Annotated in this window: 14 protein-coding genes; 7 read left to right on the top strand and 7 right to left on the bottom strand. The window is 46.9% G+C overall.

Features of this window, described 5'->3' with window-relative positions; all coding sequences use genetic code 11:
* Positions 1–15: 15 nt before the first annotated feature.
* Genes LVJ86_RS04180 through LVJ86_RS04170 form a run of 3 tightly spaced genes read left to right on the top strand, consistent with a single transcriptional unit; the run spans position 16 to position 1860 of the window.
* Entirely contained in the window at positions 16–807 is a 792-nt protein-coding gene (locus LVJ86_RS04180) for a polyamine aminopropyltransferase (RefSeq protein ID WP_047760522.1), read from the top strand.
* Between the two features lie 30 nt (positions 808–837).
* Entirely contained in the window at positions 838–1170 is a 333-nt protein-coding gene (locus LVJ86_RS04175; protein WP_047760523.1) for a (2Fe-2S) ferredoxin domain-containing protein, read from the top strand.
* Positions 1171–1230: 60 nt separating this feature from the next.
* Positions 1231–1860, top strand: coding sequence for an alpha/beta hydrolase (locus LVJ86_RS04170; protein ID WP_047760524.1), 630 nt, complete (start codon positions 1231–1233; stop codon positions 1858–1860).
* A 343-nt stretch (positions 1861–2203) separates the two neighbouring features.
* Here LVJ86_RS04170 and trpS read toward each other — a convergent pair whose 3' ends face one another.
* Positions 2204–3211: a tryptophan--tRNA ligase gene (gene trpS / locus LVJ86_RS04165; protein WP_152667032.1), complete on the bottom strand. Its 1008-nt coding sequence runs from the start codon at positions 3209–3211 to the stop codon at positions 2204–2206.
* A 403-nt stretch (positions 3212–3614) separates the two neighbouring features.
* Between trpS and adhP the strand changes: the two genes are divergently transcribed.
* A complete protein-coding gene (gene adhP / locus LVJ86_RS04160; protein WP_047760526.1) occupies positions 3615–4643 on the top strand; it encodes an alcohol dehydrogenase AdhP in 1029 nt (342 codons plus the stop codon).
* Between the two features lie 66 nt (positions 4644–4709).
* Here the strand turns inward: adhP and gshA are convergent, their stop codons facing one another.
* The 4 genes from gshA to LVJ86_RS04140 all read right to left on the bottom strand — a co-directional run bounded on the left by gshA (position 4710) and on the right by LVJ86_RS04140 (position 9712).
* Positions 4710–6056 (bottom strand): glutamate--cysteine ligase, encoded by a 1347-nt coding sequence (gshA, locus tag LVJ86_RS04155; protein ID WP_047760527.1) that lies wholly within the window; start codon positions 6054–6056, stop codon positions 4710–4712.
* Between the two features lie 363 nt (positions 6057–6419).
* Complete coding sequence (locus LVJ86_RS04150; RefSeq protein WP_047760528.1) at positions 6420–7781, bottom strand: PFL family protein; 1362 nt, start codon at positions 7779–7781, stop codon at positions 6420–6422.
* A 9-nt stretch (positions 7782–7790) separates the two neighbouring features.
* A complete protein-coding gene (locus tag LVJ86_RS04145; protein ID WP_047760529.1) occupies positions 7791–8063 on the bottom strand; it encodes an ACT domain-containing protein in 273 nt (90 codons plus the stop codon).
* A 218-nt stretch (positions 8064–8281) separates the two neighbouring features.
* Entirely contained in the window at positions 8282–9712 is a 1431-nt protein-coding gene (locus LVJ86_RS04140; RefSeq protein ID WP_047760530.1) for an FAD-dependent oxidoreductase, read from the bottom strand.
* Positions 9713–9897: 185 nt separating this feature from the next.
* Between LVJ86_RS04140 and copM the strand changes: the two genes are divergently transcribed.
* Positions 9898–10548 carry a CopM family metallochaperone gene (gene copM, locus LVJ86_RS04135; RefSeq protein WP_047760531.1) on the top strand — a complete coding sequence of 217 codons (651 nt, stop codon included), beginning with the start codon at positions 9898–9900 and terminating at the stop codon, positions 10546–10548.
* A 71-nt stretch (positions 10549–10619) separates the two neighbouring features.
* On the opposite strand, the gene gltB is transcribed toward copM, so the two are convergent.
* Complete coding sequence (gene gltB / locus LVJ86_RS04130; RefSeq protein WP_200900163.1) at positions 10620–15086, bottom strand: glutamate synthase large subunit; 4467 nt, start codon at positions 15084–15086, stop codon at positions 10620–10622.
* Positions 15087–15557: 471 nt separating this feature from the next.
* On the bottom strand, positions 15558–16229 hold the full coding sequence (rpe, locus tag LVJ86_RS04125) for a ribulose-phosphate 3-epimerase (protein ID WP_152667034.1): 672 nt from the start codon (positions 16227–16229) through the stop codon (positions 15558–15560).
* A gap of 198 nt (positions 16230–16427) precedes the next feature.
* Here rpe and LVJ86_RS04120 point away from each other — a divergent pair, with 198 nt between their 5' ends.
* The gene (locus LVJ86_RS04120) at positions 16428–16862 is read left to right on the top strand and encodes a Spy/CpxP family protein refolding chaperone (RefSeq protein ID WP_235284585.1); all 435 of its coding nucleotides are present in this window, start codon (positions 16428–16430) and stop codon (positions 16860–16862) included.
* 245 nt (positions 16863–17107) lie between these two features.
* Positions 17108–19255, top strand: coding sequence for an ornithine decarboxylase (speC, locus tag LVJ86_RS04115; protein WP_047760533.1), 2148 nt, complete (start codon positions 17108–17110; stop codon positions 19253–19255).
* Positions 19256–19442: the final 187 nt, after the last annotated feature.

Below are 19442 nucleotides of genomic sequence, written 5' to 3'. Positions count from 1 at the left end.
CCATCGCTTTCATCTATGGCACAACATCCCTACCGCCGCCTTAGGGCACAGAAATTCGAATTGCCCGAAGTAGGTATTTCCGAAGAAGGCAACATCCGCTCGCTGCATTTAGGCAGCGCCACAATTCAAAGCTCTATGAATCTGGATTACCCTGCCGAATTGGTATTGTCTTACAGCCGCGCTATGATGGCTTGGCTGCTGTTTGCCGAAAAGGAACCCAGGCATATCACCCAAATCGGCTTGGGCGGCGGTTCGTTTGCACGCTGGATTGATGCTTATCTGCCGCATACCAAACAAACCGCTGTAGATATTAATCCGCAAGTTATCAGTGTCGCGCGCAGTTTGTTCGAATTGCCGTTTGAAGGAGAGCAATTTGAAATCGTTGAGGCAGATGGAGCCGAATATATTAAAACCGTACGCGGCGGTACTGATGTGATTTTGGTAGACGGCTTTGACGGTGAACAAATTATCGATGCGCTGGTAAGCGAAACTTTTTTTGCCGACTGCCGCCGCGCTTTATCGGCGGACGGTATATTCGTAACCAACTGGTGGAGCGGCGACAAACGCTACCAACGGTTTGTCGAAAGCCTGCTTGACGTCTTCGAAGGTCGTGTGTTGGAATTGCCTGCAGAAAGCCACGGGAATATGGCGGTTTTTGCTTTTCAAAGCGCTCCGCGCGAACAAAATTTCGACAATCTGAAAAAACGTGCCGAGAAATTGAGCGAAAAATACAATTTGGATTTCAAGCGTATGCTTTCAGCCATAAAATCACATAATGTGAACAACGGTAAAAATTTATTTTTATAAACTTTTCAGACGGCACCCACAGGATATCTCATGAGCTATTTCGAACGACATTTATTTATCTGCACCAATGCCCGCCACGATAACTGCAAACAAAGCTGTAACGATAACGGCGAAGGTGATGCAGCAGTTGATTTTTTAAAAGGCCGCGCCAAACAGCAAGGCTTAATCGGCCCGGGCAAACTGCGTATCAGCAGCACGGGCTGCCTCGGGCGCTGCGAATCCGGCCCGGCTATGGTCATTTATCCTGAAGGCCGCTGGTATACCTATGTTGATGAAGAAGATCTGCAAGACATTCTTTCCCAAGATTTGGCACAAGGCAAAGCTGTTGAGCGTTTATTGATTGATCCGCCGGCATCCGAATAAATACCGTATTCTGTTCCCCTCTAACCCAAATTCAGACGGCCTCCCTATTAACGAAACATTATGCTAAAAGCCCCTACTCCTATTATGATTCCCGGTCCGGCAGGTTTGCTGGAAACCATTTATATTCCCGCCCAAGGTAATGCTTGCGGTGTGGCGGTTATCAACCATCCCAATCCCCGCCAAGGCGGAACCAATACCAACAAAGTAATACAAACCGCTGCCAAAGCACTCAGTCAATTGGGCTTCCATTGTTACCTGCCTAATTTGCGCGGAGTGGGCAACAGCGATGGCACACACGATTACGGCCAAGGTGAAACTGAAGACTGTATTGCTGTAATCGATTATGCCCGTACCCAACATCCTGATGCGCCCAAATTTGTACTTGGCGGTTTTTCATTTGGCGGTTATGTCTCACTTTTCGCCTCTCAAACACGAACGCCCCATTTACTACTGTTAATGGGCCCTGCCGTCGGTATGTATGAACGGAGCGAACCAGCTTCTCCCGTACCTGCGCAAACCTTGTTGATTCACGGCGAAACCGATGATGTCGTTCCCCTGAATAATGCGCTGAAATGGGCCGCTGTCCAAGACATTCCTGTTATAACCGTACCCCAAGCCTCTCATTTCTTCCACGGCAAACTAATTGCACTGCGCGATACGATTACCCGTTTAGCTCCTGCTTTTTTATAAACACCGTGTTGTCCTATCAACCAATCCGAATTTGTATTCTTCATGCCCCCAATTCAAGCAAACCTGCTTGAAGACAGCCGATAAACAGTGCCGTCTGAAACTATTTTTCAGACGGCACTGTTTACTTTTCAAATAACACCCGACCAATAAATATGAGAAGAGTAAATTCATATGCCCTTATCGATGCAGAGATTTTCCAATAAAAAATTTTATTATTCAATCAACATTTAAAAATCTATTCTAATGATATTAAACCATTTTAAAAACAATTACCTGTAGGTATTCTAAAACGAAAAGGCCGTCTGAAAATTTCAGACGGCCTTTTCATTCTATTGTTAGAAATTTACTTCAATACGCGGATACCCACTGCATCGCGCACTTGTGTCAAAAGCTCACGCGCCTCTGCACGTGCTTTTTTAGCACCTGCCAACAAAATTTCTTCGATTTTGGCAGGATTAGCGGTCAACTCGTGATAGCGCTCGCGCTTATCGGCTAATTCTTCGTTCAGCTTCGCACCCAATATTTTTTTGGCTTCTCCCCAAGCTAAACCCTCGGCAAGAGAAACGGCAAAAGCGGCGGTTTCCTCTTCGGTAGCAAAAGCTTTGTAGATTTCAAATAAAGGGCTTTCATCCGTACCTTTGGGCTCTCCCGGCTCTTTCAAATTGGTTACGATTTTATTCACGGCTTTTTGCAATTTTTTCTCGGTTTCAACAAGCGGAATAGTATTACCGTAGCTTTTACTCATTTTCCGGCCATCCAAGCCTACCAAAGTTTGAACGTTTTCTTCGATTTTGGCTTCGGGCAATACAAATAAATCACGGTAAAGATGATTAAAACGTCCTGCAATATCACGTGCCATTTCAACATGTTGGATTTGGTCGCGGCCTACCGGCACATCATGTGCGCGGAACATCAGAATATCGGCGCTCATCAACATCGGATAGCAAAACAAACCCATATCGACCGCTGCATCGGGATCATTACCCTCTTCTTCGTTGGCCTGAACAGCCGCTTTGTAAGCGTGTGCGCGATTCATCAAGCCTTTGGCCGTGATACAGGTGAGGATCCAGTTTAATTCCATAATTTCGGGAATGTCAGACTGGCGGTAAAAAGTCGTCCGCTCAGGATCCAAGCCGCAAGCCAACCAAGTAGCGGCAACAGCCTGCGTAGATTGATGAATCATTTCGGGATCACGGCATTTGATCAGGCCATGGTAATCGGCTAAGAATAAGAAAGATTCGGTATTCTCTTCTTGGCTGGCTCGAATGGCGGGGCGGATTGCGCCGACATAATTGCCCAAATGTGGAATACCTGTGGTGGTAACACCCGTCAATACGCGTTTAGTCATGATTATTTTCCGATTGGCAGGCCGTCTGAAAAGCCGGCTCTTAAAGCCTTTGATTATAGCAAAATCATCACTGCTATGCGAAATACCACTATTTAAGCCTACATTTTAGATACACATATGTTTGATAACATACTAGAACAGTGTGTGATACAAAACTTACATATCTACCCTATCCGCCAACCATAACGTTATAAAGTCACATTGGCCAATTTTTTCGGCTTTGAAAAAACCTTTATGATTTTTAATTTGAATCAACAACCTACTTCGGCAATACTGATATCGTCTTGTAAAAGATTGCTTATTTCGAGTGAAACGGCAATTCTGCCGCAAGACAACTACGATCAAACGGTTATTGCATCTGTTTCATTCAACCGGTTTCCAATATTTTTTGATAAGGAGTAACGATATGAAAGCAGCAGTTGTCAATCAAGCCTGTAACGGCGTAGAAGTAGTAGAAAAAGACATTCCCCAAGTAGGCTCCGGCCAGGCTTTGGTTGAGGTGGAGTATTGTGGTGTATGCCATACCGACCTTCATGTGGCAGCCGGCGATTACGGCAAACAACCCGGTCGCGTATTAGGTCATGAAGGTATAGGCATTGTTAAGGAAATCGCGCCCGATGTGACCAGTTTGAAAGTGGGCGACCGTGTCAGCATCGCCTGGCTTTACCAAAGCTGCGGTCATTGCGAATATTGTAACAGCGGGCGTGAAACCTTATGCCGTACCGTAAAAAATGCCGGCTATACCGTAGACGGCGGCATGGCTGAATATTGTGTCGTTGAAGCAGATTATGCGGTTAAAGTACCGGCCAACCTTGATCCGGCCCAAGCCAGCTCGATTACCTGTGCGGGTGTGACCACTTACAAAGCCACCAAAGTAGCAGGTGTACGTCCCGGCCAATGGATTGCCATGTATGGCGCAGGTGGTTTGGGCAACTTGGCAGTCCAATACGCCGCTAAAGTATTCGGTGCGCGCGTGATTGCCGTTGATATTAATGACGACAAACTGCAATTAGCCAAAGAAGTAGGCGCTGAAGTAGTCATCAACAGCGCTAAAGAAGATGTCGTCGCCCGTATCAAAGAAATTACCGATGGCGGTAGTCATTGCGCTATCGTTACGGCAGTATCCAAAGTGGCCTTCAATAATGCGGTAGACAGCGTTCGCGCAGGTGGCCGTGTGGTTGCGGTCGGTCTGCCGGTGGAAACCATGGATTTGTCTATTCCGCGCACTGTTTTGGACGGCATCGAAGTTGTCGGTTCCTTAGTCGGCACACGCCAAGACTTGGCGGAAGCCTTCGACTTCGGCGCCCGCGGTTTGGTTGTTCCTGTGGTACAGACTCGCGCGTTGGATGAGGTAGGCGATATTTTCCAAGAAATGCACGATGGTAAAATCCAAGGCCGTATGGTGTTGGATATGAAAAAATGCTGTAAACACTAATTTATCATTTAGATAAAAAAACATGCCGTCTGAAAGTTTCAGACGGCATGTTTTTATAGTGTGTACTTACGAGGCAGGTTGGGGCTGCCCAAGCTCCAATGCTGCGGCTAACAATGAAAGCCTTGCCAATACACCGTAAACATAAAGTCGGTTGCATTCGCAATCAAGATCACCGTTAGTTTGCGGTACGCCCAAGCTGTCCCATTGGGCAAATACCCGTTTGCAACGCTCCTCTCCGCCGCTTTCATCGCCTGCTACCGGAATGTTTTGCTCTAAAGGCACAAACAACATACCCGAAGCATTGAGATTTTCGTCCGTGCCGCGGCCTTCGTGTACACGGAAAAAACCACCCACAACAAAACGGTCTACCATATAAACCACCGGTTCGGAAACCGCGCCGTTTAAGGTCTCGTAGGTATAAATGCCCTCTTGAACGATAACCTCGCTAACTTCCAGGCCCTCTTTCACTTTGGCCATTTTATTGCGGTTTTTACGGTTGAGTCCGCGAATTTCGTCTGCCGATTTCACGCTCATCACACCCATACCATAAGTGCCGGCATCCGCTTTTACAATCACGAAGGGCTTATCGGTAATACCTTTTTCATCGTATTTGGCCTGAATCTTTGCCAGCATTCTCTCCACCGCATCGGCCAGTGCGTCTTCACCCTCACGGTCTTGGAAATTCAAACCGCTGATTTGTTCGAAATACGGGTTAATCTGCCACTCGTCAATGCCGATTAATTCGGCAAATTCTGCCGCCACTTCATTATAGGCGGCAAAATGCGCCGTTTTCCGACGCGAAGTCCAGCCACCGTGCAACGGGGGCAGCACTTTTTGGCTCAAGCCATTCAGAATTTCCGGTACACCTGCGGACAAATCATTATTCAACAACACCAAACAAGGCGAAAAGCCGTCTGCCAAATGAACACGGTTGCGCGTATATTGCAAAGGTTCCAACAAAACCTTATCGCCTAAGGCTGTGGTTAATTCGGTAGGTTCCGTAATTTCAGGATTCAAACTGCCCAAGCGAACCTCAAAACCTGCCGAACGCAAAATATTGCTCAATGCATACACGTTTTGCAGGTAAAACGTATTACGCGTATGGTTCTCAGGCACAATCAAAATCGATTTGGCCGTTTCGCAAGCACGCTCTACCGCACTCTGTGCAGCCAAAGCCGCCAACGGCACTACCGCCGGGTTGAGATTATTAAAACCGCCGGGAAACAGATTCATATCAATAGAAGCCATTTTGTATCCGGCATTACGGATATCAACCGAACCGTAAAATGGCGGCGTATGCTCACTCCACTTTTGGCGGAACCATGCTTCGATTTTGGTTTGGTTGGACAAAATAACAGCCTCGAAAGCTTTCAGCCGAGACAGATATTGTTCAGACATAACGGGAAGCGACATTGGTTTTCCTTAATAAAATCAGCCTTTCAGACGGCCTAAACCTTAAATACCGAAATTCGGCACACTATACGGCAAGTCAGCAGAATCCTTTGCTTAGGGTAACCCGTCAGGCAAAAGACAACTGTATTGTCCGTCGCATTATAGCAAGTTACCCTGTATAAATGGATATGACAATAAATAGTTCGTATGCCTTTCAGACGGCCTTGCAAATAAAATGACATTTGATAAGAACAACCATCAGGGGAACAGCCCCCATTCTAGCTGATATATGGATCAAATATAAAAAGCAAAGCCAATATATGCAGCCGATTAAAAAGGCCGTCTGAAAAATATTCAAACGGCCTCATATCATCATCGGTTTTATCAGTTTTTCATGGATTGCACCGGTGCGGGAATCCGCCCACCGCGGTTTACAAATATTTCGCAGCTACCTTCCTTTACCGGCATAATCGGCGCATAGCCCAGCAATCCGCCGAATTCCACGCTATCGCCGACATCTTTACCCGGCACGGGGATAATGCGTACGGCAGTTGTTTTACTGTTAATCATACCGATGGCCGCTTCATCCGCAATAATGCCGGAAATGGTAGCCGCCGACGTGCTGCCCGGTACCGCCACCATATCCAAGCCTACCGAACAAACCGCGGTCATGGCTTCCAATTTATCTAATGTGAGCACACCGCTTTCGGCAGCAGCAATCATACCCTCATCTTCCGATACGGGAATAAAAGCACCGCTCAAGCCGCCTACCGCGCTTGATGCCATCATGCCACCTTTTTTCACGGCATCATTTAACAAAGCTAAAGCAGCCGTAGTGCCGTGCGTACCGCATACGCTCAAGCCCATTTCTTCCAAAATACGCGCCACCGAATCACCCACCGCCGGTGTCGGAGCAAGTGATAAATCCAAAATGCCAAAAGGAATATTCAGCATTTTACTGGCTTCATGACCGATAAGCTCACCGACACGGGTAATTTTGAAGGCGGTTTTTTTCACCACCTCGGCTACTTCAGTTAGAGTAACCGCATTGGAATTTTCCAGAGCCGCTTTCACTACGCCGGGGCCGGATACGCCGACATTAATCACTGCCCCCGCTTCACCCGAACCGTGAAATGCACCTGCCATGAAAGGGTTATCTTCCACCGCATTGCAAAACACCACGATTTTGGCGCAACCGAAACCTTCCGGTGTAATTTCTGCCGTTCGTTTAATGGTTTCCCCCGCCAGCTTCACTGCGTCCATATTGATGCCCGCACGGGTCGAGCCGATATTAATCGAGCTACACACGATATCAGTGGTTTTCATCGCTTCGGGAATCGAACGGATCAATACTTCGTCTGCCTGCGACATTCCTTTTTGCACCAAAGCGGAAAAGCCGCCGATGAACGATACGCCGATGGCTTTTGCCGCCCTATCCAAAGTTTGGGCAATGCTCACATAGCTATCGGCACCGGTTGCCGCGGCAATTTGTGCAATCGGCGTTACCGAAATACGTTGGTTGACAATCGGAACACCGTATTTAGCCGACAAATGCTTTGCCGTAGCTACTAAATCTTTACCGATTGTAGTGATTTTATTGTAAATATTTTGGTTTAATACCTCGATATCGGGATGGATGCAGTCATGCAAGTCGATACCGATGGTAATGGTGCGGACATCAAAGTTTTGATCCGCCACCATTTTGACGGTTTCCAAAATTTCGTTGGAGTGAATACTCGTTTGCATCACATCCCCTTAAATACGGTGCATAGCGTTAAAAATCTCTTCATTTTGCATACGGATATCCAAAGCAAGTTTTTTGCTTTCTTCTGCAAATAAATCTAAGATTTCCCGGCGGCTTTTCGGGCATTTTTTCGTATCAACCAAAATAATCATGGTAAAAAAATCATCCATTAGCTGCTGGCTGATGTTTAGGATATTCAATTGGTTTTCGGCCAACAGTTTGGATACATCGTAAACGATACCGATACGGTCTTTACCGATCACGGTAATAACAGAACTGCTCATCTTGTCGTTCCTTATGACTGGAGGTTGTCTTGTCGTATAAATACTTTCAGACGGCATTATAAATAAGGCCGTCTGAAAATCATTTGATTTATATCTCTTGAAATAAAATTATACAGATACTATCCGGTATCGTGTAATGTGTATTAAATCTTGATAAAAAGGCCGCCTAAACTTTCAGACGGCCTTATAACTCATTAAAAACAAATATTTAAAATAAATTAAATATTCAAATAATCCAGAATACCCTCGGCTGCATCCCGGCCTTCGGCAATAGCCGTAACGACCAAATCCGAACCACGGGTAATATCTCCTCCTGCAAACACTTTCGGATTGGCGGTTTGCTGCTTATAAATACCACGCGCTTCAATACGGCCGCGGTTATCGGTTGTCACACCGACGCTTTGCAGCCACGGCATTTCATGCGGTGCGAAACCGAATGCCACAATAACCGCATCGCAATCGATAACTTCCTCACTACCCTCAATAATTTCGGCACGGCGGCGGCCTTTTTCATCAGGCTCACCCATACGGGTTTTCACAATACGGATACCGGTAACCTTACCTGTAGCATCGGTTTCAACGGCAACCGGATCTGCTTCTATCGCAACCGGTTGGGCATTAAATTGGAAAGCCACACCTTCTTCTTTAGCGTTGGTAAACTCTTTTTTACTACCCGGCATATTAGCCGCATCTCGACGGTAAACACAGGTAACTTCTGCCGCCCCTTGACGCACTGAAGTACGGACGCAGTCCATAGCGGTATCGCCTCCGCCCAATACAACCACGCGTTTGCCCTCCATGCTGACATAGTCCGCACTTGGCAATCCGAGTAAATTTTGGGTATTACCAATCAAAAACGGCAACGCGGAATATACACCTTGGGCATGTTCGTTCGGAATATCGGCCTTCATACCTTGGTATGTGCCGACGCCGAGGAATACCGCATCGTATTGTTCAACCAAATCCTGCAAGCCGATGTCTTTACCGATTTCCACGCCCAGCTTGAACTCGATGCCCATTTCGCCGAACACTTCACGGCGGCGTACCATCACTTCTTTTTCCAACTTAAACGCAGGAATACCAAAGGTAAGCAGACCGCCAATCTCCTGTTGACGCTCATATACGGTCACATCTACACCGTTACGAACCAACACATCGGCACAACCCAAACCGGCCGGCCCAGCACCGATAACGGCTACTTTTTTACCTGCTTTGGGTACATCATGCAGATTCGGTTTCCAACCCATCTCAAAGGCTTTTTCGGTAATGTATTTTTCCACATTGCCTATCGTTACCGCACCAAACTCTGCATTTAAGGTGCAATCGCCCTCGCACAAACGGTCTTGCGGGCAGACGCGTCCGCATACTTCCGGCAGACTATTCGTAGTATGAGCCAGCTCCGCCGCTTCAATAATACGTCCTTCGTTAGCCAAGCGCAGCCAATTGGGAATATTGTTGTGCAGCGGGCATTTGTTTTGACAATACGGATTACCGCAAGCCAAACAACGGTCTGCCTGCGCTTGCGCCTGCTTGTCGCTGAAAGCCTGATAGATTTCTACGAAACTGGTTTTGCGCGTATTCAAGGGAATTTTCGGCGGATCGACACGCGGCAGGTCGATAAACTGATATACGTTTTCACGTTCACTCATAGTGGTGTTCCTTGTATTTTGACGTCTACCCTCCCACAAACAGGAAAGGCAACCGATTATGTAATCGTTGGATAATCTACCTAAATGTTTTACAAACCCGTTTTACGCTGCTTGACCTTAACCGGGGGTTAGACCTTATGCTTTTAATACTGCTTCTCCCGATCATACCAACTCAGGAAAATCCGATGAAAAACCGAATCTTGTTAATTTCCAATCTAGCCACAGCCATTTTGCTTTCTGCCTGCCATATACCTGGACAGCCCGCCTCAATGCACAACGGGTATCACATCCAGAAAAACGGTACCGCACCGCATATCCAAGCCTATTTGCAAAGCATGGAACATATGCATCACGGTATGAATCAAGCGGCATATATCGCCAATCCAGACGCTGCTTTCAATGCGGGTATGATTCCCCATCATCAAGGAGCTGTCGCCATGGCTGAGATTGAGCTTAAATACGGCCAAGATCCAACCATGCGCAAACTGGCAAAAAATATTATTGCCGCCCAGAAGGCTGAGATCGAGACAATGTCCAACTGGCTAAAACAGCATCCGACGACTACCCCGCCTTCCGGTAAAGCCTATCCTCATACCCAAGCATATCTGGGTTTAAACCAACATCATGCTATGGCAGATGCGGCGAAGCATCCCGATCCCGATATTGCATTTGCCCAAGCTATGATTCCACATCACCAAGGGGCAATCGATATGGCGGAGATACAACTTCGCTACGGCACCAATCCGGCAACCCGAAAATTAGCAGAATCCATTATCGCGGCCCAGCGGCCTGAAATCGATTTAATGCGAAATTGGCTGAAGTCGGTTCAAAAATAATACCTTTATCCAATCAAGCAGTCTTTTCAGACGGCCTGTTTAAATTTTTCAGGCCGTCTGAACTTTGGCACTTACTGAGTTACCAACCGTAGCTCGGTTACGGTTCGGCGTTTGTGTCCCAGCAGTGCATCCACATCATTTGCCTTGGGTTTTACCAGAACAAATTTACCGATATAGTTTTCCCAATCTGCCAATATTTCCTCGCCGATACGGCTGTGGGTCAGGCTCACATGACGCTCGATCAGGCCGCGCAAATGTTCTTGATGCATTGGTAAATCTTCAATACCCAATCCTTCTACCATTTCAGGATTGATACGGCCTTGGAAACAGCCGTCAACATCAAGTACATAAGCAAAACCCCCCGTCATACCTGCGCCGAAGTTGATACCGGTTTTACCCAATACCGTTACCACACCACCGGTCATGTATTCGCAACCGTTATCGCCGATACCTTCTACTACCGTAGTTGCTCCCGAATTACGCACGGCGAAACGCTCGCCGGCACGACCTGATGCAAACAATTCGCCACCGGTCGCACCGTATAAACAGGTATTACCCGCAATAGTGGCTTTTTCGGCTTTAAACGCAGCACCATTGTGCGGTTTAATCACAATGCGCCCGCCAGCCATACCTTTTCCGACATAGTCGTTGGCATCGCCGGTCAGTGTCAGATTGATGCCGCCGGCCAGCCATACGCCGAAGCTTTGGCCCGCCGTACCGTCGAAATGAAGGTTAAACGTTTGTTCGGCATTGCCACGGTTACCGTATTTTTCAGCAACCATACCGGAAAGTGTAGCGCCTACAGAACGGTCTACGTTGGTAATATCAAAACTCGCATCAATACTACCACCCGAAACAAATGCTTCTCGAGTTTCTTCTACAATCGCCCTGTTCAGCAAGCCTTTATCAAACGGTTCGTTAGTCTGCGTGCAATAGCGCGCGCTGCCTTCCGGCACTTTAGGCGCATACAGCAACTTGCTTAAATCCAAACCGCGCTGTTTGGAAGTTTTACCTTCAACGATTTCCAACAAATCTGTACGGCCGATTAAATCGGTGAGTTTTTCCACGCCTAACTCAGCCATCAGCTCGCGTACGTCCTGTGCGATAAATTTGAAATAGTTCATCGCCTTTTCAGGCAACCCGTGATAATGCTTGCTGCGTAAAGTATCGTCTTGGGTAGCGATACCGGTAGCGCAATTGTTCAGATGACAGATTCGTAAATAGCGACAACCCAAAGAAATCATCGGGCCCGTACCGAAACCGAAACTCTCAGCTCCTAAAATAGCGGCCTTCACAATATCCAAACCGGTTTTCAAACCACCATCTACTTGCAGGCGGATTTTGTGACGCAAATTATTTTCTACCAGAGCCTGCTGCGCTTCGGCCAAACCGAGTTCCCAAGGAGAACCGGCATATTTCACGCTGGAAAGCGGACTTGCTCCCGTACCGCCGTCATAACCCGAAATAGTAATCAAATCAGCATAAGCTTTGGCTACACCGGTAGCAATCGTACCGACTCCGGGCAGCGATACCAGTTTTACCGATACCAAAGCCTTCGGATTTACCTGTTTCAAATCGAAAATCAGCTGTGCCAAATCTTCGATCGAATAAATATCGTGATGGGGCGGCGGAGAAATCAAGGTAGAACCCGGCACAGCATAGCGAAGCTGTGCAATATAAGGCGTTACTTTGTCGCCGGGCAACTGGCCTCCTTCGCCCGGCTTCGCACCCTGAGCCACTTTGATTTGAATAACATCGGCACTCATCAGATAGGCCGCCGTTACGCCGAAGCGGCCGGACGCGACTTGCTTGATCCGAGATACTTTTTCAGTACCATAACGGCGGGGATCTTCACCGCCTTCACCTGAGTTGGAATACCCACCCAAACGGTTCATCGCAATTGCCAATGCTTCGTGCGCTTCAGGGCTTAATGCACCAATTGACATAGCCGCACTGTCAAAACGCTTGTAGAGGTTTTCGGCTGGTTCTACTTTATCAATAGCGATAGACTCACGCCCTTCGATTTTCAAGCGTAATAAATCACGGATGGTGGTTACAGGGCGGTTGTTCACCGCATCGGCATAAAGACGGTATTTGCTGTAATCTCCGCTATTGCAAGCCGCCTGCATAGTATTAACCACTTCAGGATTGTAAGCGTGATACTCGCCTTGAGGTTTAAACTTGAGCAAGCCGCCCGCGTCAATGCCTTTGCTACGCTGCCATGCACGCTTGCGTTGGCTGCAAAGCTGCTCATGCAGGTCGGCAAATGTCGCACCTTCTACACGGCTGGTAATGCCGGGGAAACACAAACGGGTAACTTCGCTGCTGAAGCCAACCACTTCGAACAAATGGGCTGCACGATAGGATGCAATGCAGGAAATACCCATTTTCGACATGATCTTGTACAAACCTTTATTCACACTATTGCGGAAGTTGGCCATAACAACACGCAGCGGTTTGGTAATCGCCCCCACATTTACCATATGCCCCAAGCTTTCATAAGCCAGATACGGATAAACAGCAGTCGCACCCAAGCCGATCAATACTGCGAAATGGTGCGGATTGCGGGCAGAACCTGTTTCTACAATGATATTGGCATCACAACGCAAGTTGGTTGCTACCAAGCGATTTTGTACTGCGCCTACGGCAAGTGCAGCAGGGATATGCTGGCGGTCTTTGGCAATATTTTTATCAGACAATACCAACAATACGGCGCCATCGCGTACCGCTGCTTCGGCATCATCACAAAGTTTTTCCAAGGCTTCTTTGAGGTTACGCTCATCTGGGCTGTAAACCATGTCAAGTACAACATGCTTATAGTGTTCGGCAGGCAAGCGCAATAATTGTTGCATATCGGAATACAACAGAACCGGCGATTTGAAGTTTACACGATGCGACATGCCTTCAGCTTCGAAAAACACGCTCATCTCACGGCCGATACTGGTAGCCAAACTCATCACATGTGCTTCTCGCAATGGATCGATAGGCGGATTGGTTACTTGGGCGAAATACTGACGGAAATAGTCGTACATCAGGCGTGGGCGTTCACTCAATACGGCAAACGGCGCATCATCACCCATCGAACCTACAGGCTCCTGACCGTTCTCGCCCATCACGCGCACGGTACTTTCCAATTCCTCAAGATCGTAAAGGAACTGCTTGTGATATACGGCAAGCGTTTCAGCATCCATATTCGCTTCGCCCACTTCGTTTTCCGGCAATTGCTCAAACGGAATCAGGCGCTGTACGTTTTTATCCAACCAACTACGGTAAGGGTGGCGCGCACGTAATTCATCATCAATTTCATGAGAATGCATCAGCTTGCCTTTGCCGGTATCAATCACCAGTAATTCGCCGGGGCCGACGCGGCCCTTGTCTACCACTTCATCAGGGGCGTAGTCCCAAATACCTACTTCCGAAGCAATGGTAATCAAACGGTCTTGGGTGATGACATAACGTGCCGGACGCAAACCGTTGCGATCGAGGTTACAAGCTGCGTAACGGCCGTCTGAAAGCACGATGCCGGCCGGACCGTCCCATGGCTCCATGTGCATGGAATTGAAATCATAGAATGCGCGCAAATCATCGCTCATATCCGGGTTCTGCTGCCATGCGGGCGGCACCAACAGACGCATAGCACGGAACAAATCCATACCGCCATTAACAAATAGCTCCAGCATATTATCAAGCGAACTCGAGTCGGAGCCGGTTTCGTTAACAAACGGAGCAGCAGTTGCCAAATCGGGAATCAACGGTGTGCGGTATTTATAAGCACGTGCGCGTGCCCATGCGCGGTTCCCAGAAATCGTATTGATTTCACCATTATGCGCAAGATAGCGGAACGGCTGGGCCAACTTCCAGCGCGGCATAGTATTGGTTGAAAAACGCTGATGGAACAAACAGATTGCTGACTGCATACGCAAATCGGCCAAGTCCAGATAAAACTTGGGCAAGTCTTTAGGCATGCACAAGCCTTTATAGATAATAGTTCTGTTTGAGAGGCTACAGATATAGAAATCATCATGATCAATGCGTTTCTCAATACGGCGGCGGGTTACAAACAAACGCCGCTGTACATCTTGAATACGCCAGCCACTGGGCGCATTGATAAACACTTGCTTGATTTTGGGCATGTCGGCAGCGGCAATAGAACCCAATACCGATACATTGGTAGGTACGTCACGCCACGCCGCCACACTTAAGGTTTCATTTATCAACTCTTCATTGATAATGGCAATGTATTGTTGTGCCAATGCTTCGTCTTGCGGCAGGAAAATTTGTCCGACGGCAAAATTTTGCGCTAACGAAAACCCTTCTTCCTTGGCAACGGTTTGGAAAAACGTGGTAGGCATCTGCAACAGCAAACCGCAGCCATCACCTGTTTTGCCGTCTGAAAGAATGGCGCCACGGTGTTGCATACGTGACAAGCCGAGAATAGCGGTACGAACCACTTTATGGCTTGGTTCGCCATCAATATTGGCGATTAGGCCGAATCCGCAATTTTCTTTTTCCAGTGTACGATCATACAGCATGGACATAATGAACCTTTCCTGCAAATTGTTGTAGAGGCTGCCGCTCTTGCATCTGCTTCAAACATCATCAAGTGTAATAAAAATACTTGAGATTTACGGTAATGCGGGCAAGTGTATTTAGTTAATCTTTAGGCTATCTAAAATACGGAAATTGTTGTCAATCGTCAAAGGTTTTTTTCAGTTTCATGGAAAGCAAACTCAATAAAAACAGGAATAAAATAAATATTTATTTCAATTAAAAAATTTATTTAATATTTTAAATTATAATTAGATGTATTTTTGACACTTAATATTAAATTAACAGGCTTTAACAATTTTGCTTGTTTTTTGTCATTTTATATGATTTGCACACATCTCTTAAAATATGAGCTTTCAAACAAGACCGAATCTTTTGAATGGCACAAAAATACCTGCCGCGATTGATCGGCAGGTATCTGTAGATTTATTACACAATCTATTTCAAGCTAGTTTAGCTACTTATGCTAAGGCCGTACGCATCTGATCAATCACCGCTTTATAGTCGGCCTGACCGAAAATAGCTGATCCGGCAACAAAAGTATCTGCGCCCGCATCTGCAATAGCGGCAATATTATCGACCTTGATCCCCCCGTCTACTTCTAAAGCAATGCGGCGCCCGCTCTCGCTTTCATACATGTCCAGTAAATCCCGTACTTGGCGTATTTTAACCAAGGTTTGCGGAATAAAACTTTGGCCTCCGAAGCCCGGGTTAACCGACATCAATAACACCATGTCCAGCCGCTCCAATACATTTTCCAACAGATAAACAGGTGTCGCCGGGTTCAATACCAAACCAGCCTGGCATCCGGCATCTTTAATCAAACTCAAACTACGGTCGACATGCCGACTTGCCTCCGGATGGAAAGTGATCATATCGGCCCCTGCTTTAGCAAACGATTGGATCAAATCATCTACCGGTTCCACCATCAAATGAACATCAATAGGCACGGTAGCATATGGTTTTAAGGCCTCGCATACCATCGGTCCGAAAGTCAGATTAGGAACATAATGATTATCCATTACGTCAAAATGAATTAAATCTGCTCCCGCAGCAATAACATCACGAACCTCCTCACCCAAACGGGCAAAGTCTGCAGATAAAATACTGGGGGCGATACGGTAATTTGTCACGTTTGTATTCTCCATTTTTCAGGCGGCATATGATTTACAATATACCGTTTGCAGTACCGTAATACCTTATTAATTTATTAGACAGTACCGCAGCTTTGGTTGATAATGCGGTTTTACGCAAGTTTACGGCCATTATACCGTGTTTCACACGCCCATCGGCTACATTCCTCAATAGATTGAATGATAGGGAAAACAACTGTGCTGCACTTTCATCCGCTCCGTCCGCTTGTTATCAAAACCACATTATTTGGTGCTTTGTTCAGTAGTGCCAGCTTATTATCTGCCACCCCCTTATCAGCACCCTTGGATGATTTCCAACCCAATTGCGATATCCGCCAGCTTTCTCTCACTCCGGAACAGCGCAACCAATTGCGCACCATCCGTTACGATTACAAACGCGAACTCGACCAAGCCAACAGCAAAAATAACCGTATCAGCCGCTTCCGCCATCCTACACTGATGCGGCTGCTTTCCGCGGAAAGCTTTAACGAAAACGCTGCCCGTGATTATATCCAAGCCCGCTATATGCCTAGTATGGATTTCGCAATAGGCGAATTAAAAATCCAGCACCGTTTTTACCAATTGCTTACCCCGATGCAACGCCAACAATGGTTAAAAGCCTGCTTGAAATAAATCATCATTAATCCATCACATGCCGCGACTTGAAAATTCAAAACGCGGCATATGTACATTTAAGACAGGCGGCAAGAAGCTTATAACTAAAGATTGCCTTTACTCATTCTTTTTCAGACGGCCTCATAATCAAGTATGCTCATAACAAAACAAAGCGCATAACAAACCTGTAAAAGAAATAGACACTCTAGAATCTTTGCCCTATTCTCTTAAATTTCCACCATCACTCTCTGCAAAGGAAAGCCATGAAAATCGCAGCCAGCAAAGGGACTGAATTCGCATTTGAAGCCGACTACAAAACAATGGATATCAATCTTACCGATTTCACCAATGTATGTGCAGTAGTGGCCACAATCGAAGATCTGCCTACGGTGTGGGAAGAATTAGAACGGCTCGGCTTCGCCATACCGATTTTTGCCGCTGTGGAATATGGTCAAAGCGTACCCGCCGAGTGGCTTCCTGAAGTATATGGAGTGATCGAACTCTCACTGGATCAAAAATATTATAACGGCCAGCTCATCAACGCTGCCGCATCCGACTACATCGATTCCCTAGACCCGCCTTTTTTCCAAGCCCTCAAAGACTATACCGATTATGGAAATGCCGCTTTCGACTGCCCCGGTCATCAAGGCGGCCAATTTTTCCGCAAACACCCTTCGGGCCGGCGTTTTTTCCTTTATTTCGGAGAAACATTATTCCGTGCCGATTCATGTAACGCCGATGTACGCCTAGGTGACCTACTGATTCACGAAGGCCCGGCTTATACCGCACAGGCACATGCCGCCAAAGTTTACAATGCCGATAAAACCTACTTTGTTCTAAACGGCACCTCTGCCGCTAACAAAGTATGTATCAACGCACTCGTCGCACCCGGTGATTTGGTTTTATTCGACCGCAATAACCACAAATCGGTACATCACGGCGCATTAACAATGAGCGGCGGCATCCCCGTTTATATGCAGACAGCCCGAAATGCCTACGGACTAATCGGTGGAATTCCAGAAAATGATTTTGACGAAACCTCTATTCGCAAACGCATCAGGGCAGCTTCCCCCGAGCGTGCCGATAGCCCACGCCCATTCCGCTTAGCCGTCATCCAATTGGGTACTTACGACGGCACAATTTACAATGCGCGCCAAGTGGTTGATCGGATCGGCCATTTATGCGATTACATCCTTTTTGATTCGGCGTGGGTAGGCTACGAGCAATTCATCCCCATGATGCGCGATTGCTCCCCCTTATTGCTTGAATTAAATGAGAATGATCCCGGTATTTTAGTTACCCAATCCGTGCACAAACAACAGGCCGGATTTTCACAAACTTCGCAAATCCATAAAAAAGACAATCACATTAGCAAACAAGCACGATACTGCAACCACAAACGCTTTAACAATGCCTTCATGATGCACGCATCCACCAGCCCGTTTTACCCATTGTTTGCATCGCTGGACGTTAACGCCAAAATGCACGAAGGCAAAGCCGGACAGCGTATGTGGCGTGAATGTGTACTTGGTGGTATCGAAGCGCGGAAAATGCTGCTGCAAACCTGCAAACTTATCAAACCTTTTGTTCCTCCTACCGTTCACGGCAAACCTTGGCAGGATTACGAAAGTGAAGATATGGTCGACGATATTTCATTCTTCCGCTTTGCAAAAGATGCTTCTTGGCACGACTTCGACGGCTATGCAGAAAATCAATACTTCATCGACCCCTGCAAACTGCTGCTTACAACCCCCGGAATCAACCGTGAAACAGGCGAGTATGAGCCCAGCGGTATTCCTGCTTCCGTATTGGCGCATTATCTCCGCCAACGCTCACTGATTCCCGAAAAAGCAGATTTAAACTCAATTTTGTTTCTACTGACTCCGGCGGAAAACATGGCCAAGTTCCAGCATTTGGTTGCAACCATCGCCCGCTTCGAAGAACTTTACGAAGCCAATACTTTGGTGCGCGAAATGCTTCCTAGCCTTGCCGCCGCATACCCTATTTACCAAAATATGCGGATTCAGGAATTGTGCCAACGTATGCACGACTTTTACCGCAAACATCAATTAAATCAATTGCTGCAAGACATGTTCCGGAGAGACAAATGGCCGGCTACAAAACTAATGCCGTCTGAAACGCATCATGCCTATGTTCGCAACGATATCGATTTAGTACCTTTAAGCCTGATCGAAGGCCGTATTGCCGCTGAAGGCGCCCTTCCTTATCCTCCGGGCGTACTTTGTATCGTACCCGGAGAAATCTGGGGAGGAGCCGTATTAGCCTACTTCCGTGCATTGGAAGAAAGTGTAAACGAACTGCCCGGCTTCGAACCTGAAATCCAAGGTGTTTACTGGGAGAGCGACGACAACGGCAGAAAATATGCTCTGGCCTATGTATTAAAGCAGTAACTAACAGCCTCTTCATAAAAGGCCGTCTGAAATCACAGCCAAAATTTCAGACGGCCTTTTTATTGGTCTTTTTAAAATGATTTCTATTTATCTTCTCAATACATCACACCTTATCAAAATCAATTTCAGACAGCATATTAAAAACTAATATATACAATATCTTACACATTAAATCACATAGGTTGCA

Origin of the sequence: Neisseria arctica, assembly GCF_022870905.1 — a bacterium.
Taxonomy (GTDB): domain Bacteria; phylum Pseudomonadota; class Gammaproteobacteria; order Burkholderiales; family Neisseriaceae; genus Neisseria; species Neisseria arctica.
This window is presented reverse-complemented; position numbering and strand designations above follow the sequence as displayed.